General features: G+C 60.3%; 14 protein-coding genes. 12 read left to right on the top strand and 2 right to left on the bottom strand.

Annotated elements, in window-relative coordinates; all coding sequences use genetic code 11:
• Nucleotides 1–126: 126 nt before the first annotated feature.
• Nucleotides 127–2,853 carry a DNA mismatch repair protein MutS gene (gene mutS / locus FIU93_RS05760; RefSeq protein WP_152505054.1) on the bottom strand — a complete coding sequence of 909 codons (2,727 nt, stop codon included), beginning with the start codon at nucleotides 2,851–2,853 and terminating at the stop codon, nucleotides 127–129.
• A gap of 134 nt (nucleotides 2,854–2,987) precedes the next feature.
• Here mutS and FIU93_RS05755 point away from each other — a divergent pair, with 134 nt between their 5' ends.
• From FIU93_RS05755 to FIU93_RS05730, 6 genes are all read left to right on the top strand, one after another.
• Nucleotides 2,988–5,270 (top strand): NADP-dependent malic enzyme, encoded by a 2,283-nt coding sequence (locus FIU93_RS05755; protein ID WP_023002443.1) that lies wholly within the window; start codon nucleotides 2,988–2,990, stop codon nucleotides 5,268–5,270.
• A gap of 178 nt (nucleotides 5,271–5,448) precedes the next feature.
• The gene (locus FIU93_RS05750; protein ID WP_152505053.1) at nucleotides 5,449–5,736 is read left to right on the top strand and encodes a GIY-YIG nuclease family protein; all 288 of its coding nucleotides are present in this window, start codon (nucleotides 5,449–5,451) and stop codon (nucleotides 5,734–5,736) included.
• A 233-nt stretch (nucleotides 5,737–5,969) separates the two neighbouring features.
• Nucleotides 5,970–6,626: a phosphoribosylanthranilate isomerase gene (locus tag FIU93_RS05745; RefSeq protein WP_023002441.1), complete on the top strand. Its 657-nt coding sequence runs from the start codon at nucleotides 5,970–5,972 to the stop codon at nucleotides 6,624–6,626.
• A 32-nt stretch (nucleotides 6,627–6,658) separates the two neighbouring features.
• Nucleotides 6,659–7,864 (top strand): tryptophan synthase subunit beta, encoded by a 1,206-nt coding sequence (gene trpB, locus FIU93_RS05740; RefSeq protein WP_139314179.1) that lies wholly within the window; start codon nucleotides 6,659–6,661, stop codon nucleotides 7,862–7,864.
• The gene (locus tag FIU93_RS05735; protein WP_055660277.1) at nucleotides 7,861–8,301 is read left to right on the top strand and encodes a hypothetical protein; all 441 of its coding nucleotides are present in this window, start codon (nucleotides 7,861–7,863) and stop codon (nucleotides 8,299–8,301) included. Before trpB ends, FIU93_RS05735 begins: the two co-directional genes overlap by 4 nt.
• A 172-nt stretch (nucleotides 8,302–8,473) precedes the next feature.
• Nucleotides 8,474–8,644 carry a DUF1127 domain-containing protein gene (locus FIU93_RS05730; RefSeq protein WP_023002439.1) on the top strand — a complete coding sequence of 57 codons (171 nt, stop codon included), beginning with the start codon at nucleotides 8,474–8,476 and terminating at the stop codon, nucleotides 8,642–8,644.
• A gap of 12 nt (nucleotides 8,645–8,656) precedes the next feature.
• Here FIU93_RS05730 and FIU93_RS05725 read toward each other — a convergent pair whose 3' ends face one another.
• A complete protein-coding gene (locus FIU93_RS05725) occupies nucleotides 8,657–8,908 on the bottom strand; it encodes a hypothetical protein (protein ID WP_152505052.1) in 252 nt (83 codons plus the stop codon).
• 219 nt (nucleotides 8,909–9,127) lie between these two features.
• Between FIU93_RS05725 and FIU93_RS05720 the strand changes: the two genes are divergently transcribed.
• The 6 genes from FIU93_RS05720 (at nucleotide 9,128) to FIU93_RS05695 (ending at nucleotide 14,453) form a co-directional block, all read left to right on the top strand.
• Nucleotides 9,128–9,310, top strand: a complete 183-nt coding sequence (locus tag FIU93_RS05720; RefSeq protein ID WP_023002437.1) for a hypothetical protein — start codon at nucleotides 9,128–9,130, stop codon at nucleotides 9,308–9,310.
• Nucleotides 9,311–9,446: 136 nt separating this feature from the next.
• Nucleotides 9,447–10,280 carry a tryptophan synthase subunit alpha gene (gene trpA / locus FIU93_RS05715; protein WP_023002436.1) on the top strand — a complete coding sequence of 278 codons (834 nt, stop codon included), beginning with the start codon at nucleotides 9,447–9,449 and terminating at the stop codon, nucleotides 10,278–10,280.
• Nucleotides 10,281–10,372: 92 nt separating this feature from the next.
• Complete coding sequence (accD, locus tag FIU93_RS05710) at nucleotides 10,373–11,329, top strand: acetyl-CoA carboxylase, carboxyltransferase subunit beta (RefSeq protein ID WP_055660282.1); 957 nt, start codon at nucleotides 10,373–10,375, stop codon at nucleotides 11,327–11,329.
• Nucleotides 11,330–11,466: 137 nt separating this feature from the next.
• On the top strand, nucleotides 11,467–12,783 hold the full coding sequence (locus FIU93_RS05705) for a folylpolyglutamate synthase/dihydrofolate synthase family protein (RefSeq protein ID WP_031269969.1): 1,317 nt from the start codon (nucleotides 11,467–11,469) through the stop codon (nucleotides 12,781–12,783).
• Nucleotides 12,784–12,816: 33 nt separating this feature from the next.
• Nucleotides 12,817–14,079 (top strand): hypothetical protein, encoded by a 1,263-nt coding sequence (locus FIU93_RS05700; RefSeq protein ID WP_023002432.1) that lies wholly within the window; start codon nucleotides 12,817–12,819, stop codon nucleotides 14,077–14,079.
• An 11-nt stretch (nucleotides 14,080–14,090) separates the two neighbouring features.
• Complete coding sequence (locus tag FIU93_RS05695) at nucleotides 14,091–14,453, top strand: endonuclease domain-containing protein (protein WP_173017278.1); 363 nt, start codon at nucleotides 14,091–14,093, stop codon at nucleotides 14,451–14,453.
• Nucleotides 14,454–14,589 lie beyond the last annotated feature (136 nt).

Here is a 14,589-nt window from a genome sequence, read left to right as displayed (position 1 = left end):
CCGTCACCGCTTTTTTTGCCGAACGCGCGTCTGCCGATTGCGCAGCCGGTTTCGGAAAGTTTCGAAAACCAGACAATCCCGAACGCTATCATCACTCAAATCAGCGGCACAATTTGAACCTGACAACTAGTCGTTCGGGGTCAATCGCAATGTCTTCAGCCGGTACAGCGCTTCCAGCGCTTCGCGCGGGGTCATGTCATCCGGATTGATTGCCTCAAGCGCAACCGAGACGGGATCGGGTTCCGCAAACCCTGCCGGAGCGCTGGGCGCAAGCGCGGTCAGGCTGGCGAAAAGCGGCAGTTCGTCGATCAGGCTCTCAGCCGGCGAGCGGCGGTCCTGCTCTTCCAGCTGGCTAAGCACCTGCTTGGAGCGTTCGACGACGGATACCGGCAGACCCGCCAGCTTGGCCACCTGAATGCCGTAGGACCGGTCGGCTGCACCGGGAACGATCTCGTGCAGGAAGATAACGTCGCCCTTCCATTCCTTCACCGAGACGGTGGCATTTGAAAGCCGGGCCAGCTTGGCGGAAAGGGCAGTCAGTTCGTGGTAGTGGGTCGCAAACAGGGCACGGGACCTGTTGACCTCATGAAGATGTTCGATCGTCGCCCAGGCAATGGACAGGCCGTCGAACGTGGCTGTGCCACGGCCGATTTCGTCCAGGATCACGAGTGAGCGGTCACCGGCCTGATTGAGGATTGCAGCGGTCTCGACCATCTCCACCATGAAGGTGGATCGGCCGCGCGCAAGATCGTCTGCCGCGCCGACGCGGGAGAACAACCTGTCGACCACGCCGATATGGGCTGCTGCTGCCGGCACATATCCACCCATCTGGGCCATCACGGCAATCAGTGCGTTCTGGCGCAGGAAAGTCGATTTACCGGCCATGTTCGGACCGGTAATCAGCCAGATATGGCCGATATCCTCGTCCGCTTCCGGACCGAGATTGGCATCATTGGCAACAAAACTGTCGCCGCCGGATTTCTTCAGCGCCTTTTCGACCACCGGATGACGTCCACCCTTGATGTCGAAGGCGCGGCTGTCATCGACCACGGGCCGGACATAGCTTTCTTCCTGGGCAAGCTTCGCAAGCGCCGCCGAAACATCCAGAATGCTGAGGCCGTGGGCGGCGGCCTTGATTGCTTCCCCTGCGTCGATGATCGCCTTGGCAAGCCGGTCGAAGATTTCCAGCTCGATGGCAAGTGAGCGTTCGCCGGCACTGGCGATCTTCGATTCCAGATCCGCCAGCTCCGTGGTGGTGAAGCGCATGGCGCCGGCCATGGTCTGGCGGTGGATGAACCGACCGGGATCTGCGGTCAGCTTTTCCGTCTGCGCGGAAGGCGCCTCGATGAACCAGCCGAGCACATTGTTGTGCTTGATCTTCAGCGACCTCAGGCCGAGTTCTTCCGAATAGTCGGCCTGAAGTTTCGCGATGACCTTTCGGCTTTCGTCGCGCAGGGAGCGCAGTTCGTCCAGATCGGCGTTGTAACCGGTGGCGATGAAACCGCCGTCGCGTTTCAGAAGTGGCGGCTCTTCTTTCAGTGCCATCGTCAATTCGCTGCCGAGATCGTGCGGGGCCTGTTCCAGACTGGCGCGCGCAGCAGCGATTTCCGCCGGAATCGTTCCCGCCGTCGCACTGGTCTGGTCGAGCACTGCCCGCGCGGCCTCAAGCCCCTGGGCAACCGACAGGATATCGCGCGGCCCGCCGCGGTTGAGCGCAATCCGCGACAGGGCCCGGGCCATGTCCGGGGCGCCTTTCAGTGTCTGGCGCAGGCCTTCGCGCATGATTTCGTTTTCAAGAAAGAAGGCAACGCCGTCGAGCCTGTGCTGGATCGCATCGACATTGACCAGCGGTCCGGCCAGGCGGCTGGCGAGCAGGCGCGAGCCGCCGCCTGTCACTGTCCGGTCGATCGTCGCCAGCAGCGAGCCCTGCTTTTCGCCCGAAAGCGTGCGGGACAGCTCGAGATTGGCCCGGGTTGCCGGATCGATCAGCATGCGCCCGGCGCCGGCCTCGCGCACGGGCGGATCCAGCGGAGGGCGTTCGCCGAGCTGGGTCTTCTCGATGTAGGCAAGAATGCCGGCGGCGGCGGAAAGCTCCGCCCGGCTGAAGGTGCCGAAGCCGTCGAGGGTCTTCACACCAAAGTAATGCGCAAGCCGGTCCGTGGCGGTGGAACTGTCGAAAAAGGCACGTGGCACCGGTGACAGCGCACCGCCCGCCTGTTCGGCTGTCAGGCGCAACTCGCTTTCCTGCAGCAGATTGTCCGACAGGATCAATTCGCGCGGGGAAACCTGGGCAAGGTCGGCGGCAAGGCGCTGATGATCGGTTTCCGACACCTGGAAGGAGCCGGTGGACATGTCGATCCAGGCAAGGCCATAGACCGCGCTGCCGTCCAGCGAGCCGCCCTTCAACCGGGTCAGCGCCATCAGGTAGTTGTTGGCACCGGCATCCAGCAGGCGCTCTTCCGTCAGCGTTCCGGGGGTGACAAGACGCACGACATCGCGCCGGACGACGGATTTGGAGCCGCGTTTCTTGGCCTCGGCCGGATCTTCCGTCTGTTCGCAGACCGATACCCGGTGCCCCTTGGCAATCAGCTTGTTGAGATAGTCGTCGGCTGCATGCACCGGCACGCCGCACATCGGTATGTCGGCACCCTGGTGCTTGCCACGCTTGGTCAGCGTGATGCCGAGCGCGGCGGAGGCAACCTCGGCGTCTTCAAAAAACAGTTCGTAGAAATCGCCCATCCGGTAGAACAGAAGGCTGTCCGGATTGGCAGCCTTGATCTCCAGGAACTGGGCCATCATTGGCGTGACCTTGCTGTCCGCCGGGGTGATTTCTTGCGCGCTCTGTCCACTCATGCCTGATACCTAGCAAACTGAGCGAACCATTCCACCAAGGGCCTATTCCATCTTGGCTTGAGGCTTCATTTTCCAGGGGATAAGGTCGGGCTCCCGCCCCGTAAAGAGAGCGCGCAAGAGGAAACGCCCAAACCATGTCCGCCGACAAGAAACCGACCAAGACCAATGTCAGCTTCACCGACCAGGAAGCGCTGCAATTCCATCAGGAAGGCCGCCCCGGGAAGCTGGAAATTGCGCCCACCAAACCGATGGCGACCCAGCGCGACCTGTCGCTGGCCTATTCGCCCGGCGTGGCGGTGCCGGTGCGGTCGATCGCGGAAGACCCCAGCCGTGCCTACGACTACACCACCAAGGGCAACATGGTTGCGGTGATTTCCAACGGCACGGCCATTCTGGGCCTCGGCAATCTGGGCGCGCTTGCCTCAAAGCCGGTGATGGAAGGCAAGTCCGTCCTGTTCAAGCGCTTTGCCGACGTCGATTCCATCGATCTGGAAGTCGATACCGAAGAGGTTGATGAATTCATCAATGCGGTCCGCTATCTCGGTCCTTCCTTCGGCGGGATCAACCTGGAGGACATCAAGGCGCCGGACTGTTTCATCATCGAACAGCGCCTGCGCGAACTGATGAACATTCCCGTCTTCCATGACGACCAGCATGGCACGGCCATCATCGCGGCGGCGGGTCTCATCAACGCCCTACACCTGACCGGTCGCGACATGAAGGACACCAAGGTGGTCTGCAATGGCGCGGGCGCGGCCGGCATTGCCTGCATCGAACTCGTGAAGGCAATGGGCATTCCGAACGAGAACGTCACTTTGTGCGACACCAAGGGTGTCATCTACAAGGGCCGCGAAGAGGGCATGAACCAATGGAAGTCCGCCCATGCGGTCGAAACCAAGGCACGCTCGCTCTATGACGCCCTTAAGGGCGCTGACGTCTTCTTCGGCGTTTCTGCAAAGGGCGCGTTGACGCCCGACATGCTGCGGGTCATGGCACCGAACCCGATCATTTTCGCCATGGCCAACCCGGACCCGGAAATCACGCCGGAAGAGGCGGCGGAAGTGCGCGACGATGCAATTGTCGCGACCGGGCGTTCGGACTATCCGAACCAGGTCAACAACGTGCTCGGCTTTCCCTATATTTTCCGCGGCGCGCTTGATGTTCAAGCCACCACGATCAACGACGCCATGAAAGTTGCCTGCGCTCACGCACTGGCGGAACTGGCGCGTGAGGAAGTGCCGGACGAAGTTGCCGCGGCCTATCGGGGCAACCGGCCGAAGTTCGGTCCGGAATACATCATTCCGGTGCCCTTCGATCCGCGCCTGATCCACACCATTCCGCCCGCGGTCGCCCAGGCTGCGATGGAGTCCGGCGTCGCCCGCAAGCCGATTGTCGATATGGAGGCCTACAAGCACCAGCTCTCCGCCCGCCGCGATCCTGTCGCCGGCACCTTGCAGCGGATCTTCTCCAAGGTGCGCCAGCAGCCCAAGCGGGTCGTCTTCGCCGAGGGCGAGGAAGAACCGGTCATCCGCGCAGCGACAAGCTTCGTGTCGCAGGGCCTGGGTGAGGCCATCCTGATCGGCCGCGAGGACGAGATCAAATCCATGGCCGAACGCGCCGGCATCGACATCGACCGGCCGGGAATTTCCATCCAGAACGCGCGGCTTTCCAACCGCAACAGCGACTACGCGCAGTATCTCTACGGCCGCCTGCAGCGCCGGGGCTACCTGCTGCGCGACTGCCAGCGCATGGTCAACAACGACCGCAACTACTGGGGTGCGATCATGGTCGCACGCGGCGACGCCGATGCCATGGTGACCGGTCTGACCCGGAACTATTCCGTCGCCCTCGATACGGTGAAGGCCACCATCGATCCGAAGCCCGGTCACCGGGTCATCGGCGTGTCGCTGGCACTTGCCCGCGGCCGTACCGTGCTGATCGCCGATACGGCGGTGATCGACATGCCGACATCGGAAGAACTGGCGGACATCGCCGAGGAAGCGGCGCATGTCGCACGCAAGTTCGGCTACGAACCGCGTGTTGCCATGCTGGCCTATTCCACCTTCGGCCATCCAAAGGGCGAACGGTCCGAGAAAGTCATCGAGGCGGTCAAGATCCTCGAACGCCGCCGGGTCGATTTCGAATTCGACGGAGAAATGGCCGCGGACATCGCGCTCAACATGGACCGAATGGCCGCCTATCCGTTCTGCCGCCTGTCGGGTCCGGCCAACGTTCTGGTCATGCCGGCGTTCCACTCGGCATCCATCTCCACCAAGATGTTGCAGGAACTGGGCGGCGCCACGGTCATCGGCCCGCTGCTCGTCGGCTTCGACAAGTCGATCCAGATCGTTCCCCTGGGGGCGAAGGACAGCGACATCGTCAACATGGCCGCCATCGCGGCGTTCAATGTGACGTGAGGTCGTTTGTTACTTGGTTGGACTAGGGGCTCCCCGATCCCGGGTCGCGCTTTGCTTGCCCGGGATGACGACTGAAAGGTTTTTAGCAGACCTATCGTCGTCATCCCGGACGCAGCGCAGCGAAGATCCGGGATCGGGGAGCCACCCCAAACCTCTCGAAACCCGGAGTGACCATCGTTTGACAGCTTGGGTCTACATCCTTGCCTCGCGACCGTTCGAAACTCTTTACACGGGCGTGACGACGGACTTGACCCGCCGGATTTACGAGCACCGCGAAGGTCTGATTGAGGGTTTTTCCAACCGATACGGAACGAAATCCCTTGTCTGGTACGAACAGCACGAAGAGACCGGGGCTGCGATTGCTCGCGAAAAACAGATCAAGCGTTGGCGCCGGCAATGGAAATTCGATCTGATCGAGGAGATGAATCCGGGCTGGCAGGATCTCTATCTGGAGCTCAATCGGTAATCATTGTCCGGACACCTATCGTCGTCATCCCGGACATAGCGCAGCGAAGATCCGGGATCGGGGAGCCTAAATTGTTGCCGCAACGCGCATGAATAATCAAAATTCGGTCCCTCATCGTCCCCAGCTTGCAACTCGTTCCCTGGGGATGGCGAAAAAGCAGTCTTGCGCCTTTTCGCGTCGCGACAGCTAATCTTTTTTGACAAACCCTGCCCCAACGGCGATACCTCGAAACCATGTCGGATATTAAAGTCAAAATCTGCGGTCTTTCGACCGAGGACACCATGGCGGCGGCGCTGGATGCCGGTGCGGATATGGTCGGGTTGATGTTCTTCCCGAAGAGCCCGCGTCATGTGTCGCTCAGCCAGGCCTGCCGGCTGGCCGATATGGCGCGCGGCCGGGCGGAGATCGTGGCGGTAACCGTCAACATGGATCTCGACGGCCTGTCCCGTATCAACGAGCTGGTGAAGCCCGATACGTTCCAGTTTCATGGCGAGGAAGCTCCGGAAGCCCTGGCAGCGGCCAAGGTGATGCAGGGCACCAAGGTCATGAAGGCGATTTCGATTTCCGACCGTTCAGATCTGGAGCAGGCGCACTATTATGCTGTTGTGGCAGATCGTCTCCTGTTCGATGCCAAGCCGCCGAAAGGGTCCGAACTGCCTGGCGGTAACGGCGTTTCCTACGACTGGACGATCCTGAAAGACCTTGACCTGAAGAAGCCCTTCATGCTTTCCGGAGGACTTGATCCGGAGAACGTCGCCGAGGCGATCCGTTTGAGCGGCGTCAGCGAGGTGGATGTTTCCTCCGGCGTCGAGCGGGAAAAGGGCGTCAAGGACAGTGGTCTCATTCGCGCATTCTTGGCGGCGGCCAAGGGCGTCAAGGTTCCGGGCTGAACCCCGGGTGAAGGAGTAAACGCGTGAACGATATGGCTAACAGCATCCGGACCGGTCCGGACGATCGCGGGCATTTCGGTATTTTTGGCGGCCGCTATGTTGCCGAAACGCTGATGCCGCTGATCCTGGACCTGGAACAGCACTACAAGGACGCCAAGAACGATCCGGCTTTCAAGGCCGAGATCGAGACGTTGAACAAGCACTACACCGGCCGTCCGTCGCCGCTTTATTTTGCCGAGCGTCTGACGAAGGAACTCGGCGGTGCCAAGGTCTACTTCAAGCGTGATGAGCTGAACCACACCGGGTCGCACAAGATCAACAACTGCGTCGGTCAGATCCTGCTCGCCAAGCGCATGGGCAAGACCCGCATCATCGCGGAAACCGGCGCCGGTCAGCACGGTGTCGCGACAGCGACAGTCTGTGCCCGCTTCGGCCTGCCCTGCGTTGTCTACATGGGCAAGACCGACGTGGAACGGCAGAAGCCGAACGTCTTCCGCATGAAACTTCTGGGTGCGGAAATCGTGCCGGTGACCGCCGGTGCCGGCACCTTGAAGGACGCCATGAACGAGGCGCTGCGCGACTGGGTGACCAACGTCGAGGACACCTACTACCTGATCGGTACCGCCGCGGGCCCGCATCCCTATCCGGAAATGGTGCGCGACTTCCAGTCGGTGATCGGCAAGGAGCTGCGCGAACAGATGATGGAAGCCGAAGGCCGGCTGCCGGATGCGCTGGTTGCCGCCGTCGGTGGTGGATCCAATGCCATTGGCCTGTTCCATCCGTTCCTGGACGACAAGGACGTGAAGATTTACGGCGTCGAAGCTGGTGGCCGTGGCCTGCAGGGGGAAGAACACTGCGCATCCCTGACCGCAGGCAAGCCGGGCGTTCTGCACGGCAACCGTACCTACCTGCTGCAGGACGACGACGGCCAGATCCTGGAAGGTCACTCGATTTCCGCCGGTCTCGATTATCCGGGCATTGGGCCGGAGCATTCCTGGCTGAAGGAAATCGGCCGTGTGGACTATGTACCGGTCATGGACGACGAGGCCTTGGAAGCTTTCCAGATGCTCACACGCGTTGAAGGCATCATCCCGGCGCTGGAGCCGGCCCACGCGCTGGCTCATGTCGTGAAACTGGCCCCGCAAATGGACAAGGACCAGATCATCGTCATGAACCTGTGCGGCCGGGGCGACAAGGACGTCTTTGCCGTCGGCCAGATGCTGGGCTTCGATTTATGAGACCGCAGTTTTGGGTTATCCAAGGCATACTTGGATTCCTGATTTGCTTTGCAATTACCTCTGGAGCGCTTATTGCGCTCCTGGTTATCGTGTCTGAATTATTTAATTCACGCTTCGTTCCTCGCGGCCTTGGCTGGTTTGTTGTCCCAGTCTTGGGCGGTTGGTTTGGTTGGAAATTTGGTACCCAAGTGGGTATTGAGAGCGTTTTAGGTCGAATTCAAATCGAACAACGACTGGCAAATAAACTCACTAGAATTTGGGTAGCCGGATCTACACTTTGGCTGGTCTCAAGTGCATTCTATTTATTGGTTGGTGAGCCATATGGTAGTTATGTATCTGACGACGAATACATTCATTTCTTTTCAGTAGTATTAGGTGTGGTCGCAATTTTTGGGTTTGGCATCTTTATGGCCGCTTGGGCTTTAAAAGAGAATTAGAAGCAAACTTTTTCGGAAATGCTGCGAAAGCGTTTCCCTCCGTTAACCAGCTCCGCCAGTTTGGAAATGCTGCAATGCAAACTTGTGCGTTGTGAATCCGCCGGGAAAGACTAAATCAGCCGCGAATGAAACAGGGTCGGCGCTATTGCCGGCCGCTTGAGGAAACCCCGAAATGGCTTTCGATCTTCTGACCGGCTTCGTCCGCGACTTTCGCGCTTCCCGCAAGGTTGCCGGCGAAATCGCACGCATGAACCACCTGAACGACGCCCAGCTTGCCGATCTCGGCCTGGAACGCAGCGAAATCACCAGCCGCGCCTTCGCCCGTCATTTCAAACGGCGCTAAGGCTGCAGCCGGTCAGGCGCTGCGTTTGTAAGCAGCGCGCGGTGGCACGGCTATGGGTTTTGCCGTCAACATGGCTTCCAGCAACTGCTGGCGGCCCCGGGCGTCCAGACCGGTCGCCTGTTGTGCCAGCGCCGGGTCTGATTGCTCGGAAGAAACTTCGGCAACATCCTTGCGCTGGGCAAAACCCAGGTGAAAATCCCTCATCCGGCGCCACAGCTTTTCAGTGAAAGGCTGAGGAGCGGGTTCGAACAGGGAATGGGCCATTTTCAGCTCCTTATTTGTTTGGTGGCTCAGTGGTTCGTTTTACAATAGGTGCACGCAGTGCATTTTTCTAGGCGCAATTTGTGCACATTTCGCCTATCAGCCATGCATTTTTCGCGGGTCTGACCTGCGCTTCCACAGCTTGCTGCACTGCAAAAAAGCCATAAGGTGCGGCCCGGTTGCGATTCCGGATCGCGGCATCAATCTTTTTTGGTTTTTGAGATGAGCACCTTGCAGGCCCTCCATATCAGCGCGCCATCGGCAGCGCCCCTCGCCACCGTGTTTCGCGGTGCCGGAAACCCGTTCACGCGCTCCGGCCGGGCGAAGCCCATGGGCAGCGAACATGTCTACCGGGCGGATGCCGCCCTGCGCGCTATCGGCCTGATCGACTATCCAAGCCGCTGACCGGTCTGGGTTCGGAGCCTGTTTCAACGCTCCGAATCTGCATGAGACAATTGACATTGCACGCACTGCCCCCGTACATCGCTGAAACGGAAACGCCCCGGAGGGTCCCGGATGGCGCGAAAAAGGGTAGCAGTGAATGACGGATACGCGTATCGACCGCCGTTTTAAAGCCTGTGCGGATGCCGGCCGGCCGGCCTTGGTCACCTTTATCACCGCAGGCGATCCGGATCTGCAGACCTCGCAAGCCCTCCTGAACGCCCTTCCAGCAGCAGGTGCCGACGTTATCGAACTCGGCATGCCGTTTTCCGACCCGATGGCCGAAGGCATCCCGATTCAGCTTGGCAACCAGCGTGCGCTGGCTGCGGGGCACACCATGGACAAGACCCTGGACATGGTTCGTGAGTTCCGCAAGCAGGACCAGGATACGCCGATCATCCTGATGGGGTATTACAATCCGATCTACGTGCGGGACCCGAAGGTTTTCGTGCAAGTAGCCAAGGACGCTGGTGTCGACGGCTTCATCATTGTCGATATTCCGGCAGAAGCAGATGACGAACTCTGCATTCCGGCCCTGGAAGCAGGTCTCAATTTCATTCGCCTGGCAACACCCACCACTGACGACAAGCGTCTGCCTGCCGTTCTGGCCAACACCTCCGGTTTCGTTTATTACGTCTCCGTGACCGGCATCACCGGCGCCAATATCGCCGATACCGGTCGGGTGACCACCGCGGTCAAGCGGATCAAGGGCCACACGGACCTGCCGGTTGCCGTCGGTTTCGGCGTGAAGACCGCAGACCAGGCAGCGGAAATCGGCAAGGATGCCGACGGTGTCGTGGTCGGGTCGGTTCTGGTCAATGCCATCCGTGACAGCCTCGATGAGGCCGGCAAGGCGACTGACAAAACCGTTCAGACCGTCGTCGACCTGGTATCCGACCTGGCCTCCGGATGCGCCCGGTCAAGAACAGCCTGACTGGTCAGCCATCGGCTGGTCTGAATTGAAGGATTTCGGACGGACCCCATATCTCCGTCCAATGGTAACTCGAGTAGCGGGACGCGTTTGACGTGAACTGGATCAATTCTATCGTACGCCCCAAGATCCGTGATCTTTGGAAAAAGCGCGAAGTTCCGGAAAACCTTTGGATCAAGTGTCCGGAAACCGGTGAAATGGTGTTTCACCGGGATCTGGAAGCCAATCTCTGGGTGATTCCGAATTCCGGTCATCACATGCGCATCCCGGCGCGCAAACGCGTTGAGGCTTTGTTTGACGGCGGCAAATACACCGAGGTCGATACCCCGGAAGTGCATGCCGATCCGCACAAGTTCCGCGACAGCAAGCGCTACACCGACCGCCTGAAGGAAGCCCGCACCAAATCCGGCGAAGACGAAGCTGTGATCGTGGCCCAGGGCCAGGTCAACGGCATGCCGCTGACCATTGCCGTGCAGAACTTCGATTTCATCGCCGGCTCGCTCGGCATGGCCGCGGGTGAAGCGATCCTTGCCGGCATGCTGAAAGCGGTCGAGGACAAGACGCCTTTCGTCATGTTTGCCGCTTCCGGCGGTGCACGCATGCAGGAAGGCATTCTGTCGCTGATGCAGATGCCGCGCACCACGGTCGGTGTGCAGATGCTGCGCGAAGCGGGACTGCCCTATATCGTCGTCTTGACCAACCCGACCACAGGCGGCGTCTCGGCCTCCTACGCCATGCTTGGCGACGTGCACATTGCCGAACCGGGCGCCCAGATCGGCTTCGCAGGCCGCCGCGTGATCGAACAGACCGTGCGCGAAAAGTTGCCGGACGATTTCCAGACTGCCGAATATCTTCTCGACCACGGCATGATCGACATGGTGGTGCCGCGCCAGAAGATGAAGGAAACACTGGCACGCATCTGCGGTATCCTGATGAAGCGGGAAGTCGAACTGCCGAAGCTTGAAGCGCCGAAGGAGCCGGCACCGGAAGCCGAAGCCAAGCCTGCCGAAACGGCTGCGGAGCCTGCCAAGGGCGCGGAAGCTGCCAGCTAGGTGGCTTCGTTACACGAATACGTCGCGAAAGCGGCCTGACACGACATTTCCGGGCTGTCCGCTTGTCTCGCGGGCGGCCTTCCCGTAAAGGCGTTAGTCAAACGCAACCGGGAAAAAGGGACCCTGCGGAGGGCGCCTTGGATCAAATCACGAAAATTCTGGACCGTTTGCTGGCGCTGCATCCGAAGGAGATAGATCTCTCGCTCGGTCGCATGTACCGCCTGCTGGAAGCGCTCGGGCATCCCGAACAGCGCCTGCCGCCGGTGATTCACGTCGCCGGTACCAACGGCAAGGGCTCGGTTACCGCCACCATGCGGGCGATCCTGGAAGCTTCCGGAAAACGCTGCCACGTCTACACCTCGCCGCACCTGGTTTCCTTCAACGAGCGCATTCGGCTCGGCTCGGATGGCAAATTCGTCTCCGATCCGGTCCTCTATGAGGCCCTGCACCGCTGCGAAGAAGCCAATGGCGGTGAGGAAATCACCTTTTTCGAGATCACCACCGCTGCTGCCTTGCTCCTGTTTGCGGAAAATCCCGCAGATGTGCTGCTGCTTGAAGTCGGTCTCGGAGGCCGTCTTGACGCGACCAACGTGATCGACCGGCCGCTTGCCACGGTGATTACCCAGGTTTCGATGGACCACGAGAAGTTTCTGGGTGACGACCTGTCGGTGATTGCAGCCGAAAAGGCCGGTATCATAAAGCCGGGCGTGCCGGTCATCTGCGCTGCGCAGGAAGACAGCGCCATGGCAACGATTGCGCGTCAGGCAGCGCGCAACAAGGCGCCGATCGAAGTGTTCGGGCAGGATTTCGCAGCCCAGGAAGACCAGGGCCGCATGGCTTTTCAGGACGAGGACGAATTGATCGACCTGCCTGTGCCCGTGCTTGGTGGCCGTCACCAGTTCTCCAATGCGGCTGTCGCCATTGCGGCGTTGAAGGCGGCGGGCATGTTGCCGGATGGCGATACGATTGCCCACGGCCTGAAAACGGTCAACTGGCCCGGACGGCTGCAGCCGATCACCAGCGGACCGTTGCATGACCTGTGCCCGGAAGGGTCGGAAGTCTGGGTCGATGGTGGCCACAATCCCGGCGCGGGCATTTCGATCGCCCAGTTCATGGGCGAACAGGAAGAGCGCTCACCCCGGCCGCTTTACCTCGTGTCCGGCATGCTGACGACAAAGGATCCCGTCGGATTCTTCCGTCCGTTCCACGGACTGGCACGCCATGTCGGCACCGTGCCGATCACCACGACACCCACCGCAAGGGAGCCGGAAGACCTGGCCGATCTTGCCCGCTGTGCGGGACTTGAAGCGACGCCGTTTCAATCACTGGACGCAGCGCTGGCAGATGTGGCAGCTTGTGCGGCAAAAGATGGCGAGCCGCCCCGGATTCTGATTTGCGGGTCGCTCTATCTGGCTGGTGAAGTTCTGGCGCGCAGCGGTCTGGCGCCGGTCTGAGGCGTCACCGGCCTCTGCCCGAGGAGGCCCTGAATGTTCGGTTTTGAAACCTGTCGCCCAAAGCTTGCAGGCGCTTTCCTGGGCGCTCTGCTCTTGAGCGTGCCTGCAAACGCGCTCACCGAACAATATGAGACGCCACCGGAGCAGGATCCGGCCACACTTCTCGACGGCAAGGAACTCGGCCCCGGCTATGCGGTACTCTCGCCGGTGCGCGGCGACGGTTTCCTGCGGATTTATCAGGTTCAGACCGATCTCGGCGTCGAGCAGATCGAAGGCGACGGCATGCTCAAGCTGCGCCTGCACGAAATCCAGGTGCTGATTGCCCTCGACAGTCTGAAAAACGACGCAAGCTTCGTTGACGGCCTCAAGCAGGCGGCCATGAAGCCGGTCGAGTTTGTCGAAAGCACGGTGACCGACCCAGTGGGAACCGCAAAGAACACCGTTTCCGGTGTCGGCCGCATGTTCGGCCGCCTCACCAAGGGCGTCGAGGCCGCTGTCAGCGGCAAGGGCGGATCTCCGGCAGAACTTGCCAAGTCGATCACCGGCCAGGCCAAGGCCCGGCGCGAACTTGCGGTCGATGTGGGTGTCGACCCCTATACGTTCTACCGGCCGCTATCGGAAAAGCTCGACGAAACTGCCAGCGTGACCACGGCAGGCAACTGGACGGTGAGCGCAATTACCAGCCTCCTGCCCGGCGGTATCATCGTAAATGCCGCGCGGCAGGCAGACAATTTCCGCAATCTCATCGTCGACAGCACGCCGACCGAGCTGCAGGAACGCACCTCCAGCGTTCTGCGCGCCGTAGGCGTGCCGGAGGTGACGAACGCCAAGCTCATGGGCAATCCGTTCTACACGGCTTCGGAAAAGGCCGCGATCGCCTATCAGATGCAGGCAATGCCCGGTGTGAAGGACCTTTACCTGATTGCCGAAAAGGCGGCTGATGCCGACAGCCGGGATCTTGCCTATTTCCAGCTTCGTCGTGTCGTTCTCATGGAAACCTACAACAGCACAGTTTCGCCGCTGGGAGACATCAAGCTGGTGTCCGGCATCCCCGTCGCCCTGCGCCGTGACGGCATCGCCGCCATCGTCATGCCTTTCGATCATGTGGCCTGGACGCAGACCGTGGCGCAGACCTTCTCCGCCATGCACGAAGGCCTCGGCACCTTGCCCTTCCCGCCAACGGGCGTCGACTTCCTGATCACCGGCGACGTCACACCCATGGCCGCCGAACGCATCGCCGCATTCGGCTGGGAAATCACCGGCAATTATCCGATGCCGAAAGGGCCGGTGTTTTAGGGTCGGCTAACTTGGCACCGACACAGATTGACGCAAGCACGAGAAAGCTTGCCAGGAAGCTTCGTCTTGATCAGACGAAGGGCGAAAAAGCATTGTGGCGTGTATTACGGGAACTGAAGGCCGACAACATCCACATCCGGCGCCAGGCGCCGATCGGGCCGTATGTGGCAGACTTTGTCATTTTCTCACGCAAGGTCGTGATCGAGATTGATGGCGATATTCACGATCAGCCAGACCAATTGCAACATGATCAACGACGCGCCGCTTGGCTGGACGCGGAAGGATTTCAGATCCTGCGCTATTCGTCCTTGGAAGTTGATGAAAATCTGGAAGGAGTAGTACTCGACATCCGGAAGTGGTTGGGTCTGGACTGAGAAGTGAGATTACGGCTTCGCCGTTTACCCCCATCCCTAACCCTTCCCCACAAGGGGGAAGGGAACCAGGCTATCATTTGAGGAAATTCCAAATAATTTCGGCTGGGATAGTTCGGAAATTGCAACGTCGTCAGCG

Source organism: Labrenzia sp. THAF35, from assembly GCF_009363595.1.
Taxonomy (GTDB): Bacteria; Pseudomonadota; Alphaproteobacteria; order Rhizobiales; family Stappiaceae; genus Roseibium; species Roseibium algicola.
This window is presented reverse-complemented; position numbering and strand designations above follow the sequence as displayed.

Excerpts from the sequence above, each read along its gene's own strand:
- mutS (WP_152505054.1), bottom strand. The coding sequence starts at position 2,853 with ATGAGTGGACAGAGCGCGCAAGAAATCACCCCGGCGGACAGCAAGGTC.
- FIU93_RS05755 (WP_023002443.1), top strand. The coding sequence starts at position 2,988 with ATGTCCGCCGACAAGAAACCGACCAAGACCAATGTCAGCTTCACCGAC.
- FIU93_RS05745 (WP_023002441.1), top strand. The coding sequence starts at position 5,970 with ATGTCGGATATTAAAGTCAAAATCTGCGGTCTTTCGACCGAGGACACC.
- trpB (WP_139314179.1), top strand. The coding sequence starts at position 6,659 with ATGGCTAACAGCATCCGGACCGGTCCGGACGATCGCGGGCATTTCGGT.
- FIU93_RS05735 (WP_055660277.1), top strand. The coding sequence starts at position 7,861 with ATGAGACCGCAGTTTTGGGTTATCCAAGGCATACTTGGATTCCTGATT.
- FIU93_RS05730 (WP_023002439.1), top strand. The coding sequence starts at position 8,474 with ATGGCTTTCGATCTTCTGACCGGCTTCGTCCGCGACTTTCGCGCTTCC.
- FIU93_RS05725 (WP_152505052.1), bottom strand. The coding sequence starts at position 8,908 with ATGGCCCATTCCCTGTTCGAACCCGCTCCTCAGCCTTTCACTGAAAAG.
- FIU93_RS05720 (WP_023002437.1), top strand. The coding sequence starts at position 9,128 with ATGAGCACCTTGCAGGCCCTCCATATCAGCGCGCCATCGGCAGCGCCC.
- trpA (WP_023002436.1), top strand. The coding sequence starts at position 9,447 with ATGACGGATACGCGTATCGACCGCCGTTTTAAAGCCTGTGCGGATGCC.
- FIU93_RS05700 (WP_023002432.1), top strand. The coding sequence starts at position 12,817 with ATGTTCGGTTTTGAAACCTGTCGCCCAAAGCTTGCAGGCGCTTTCCTG.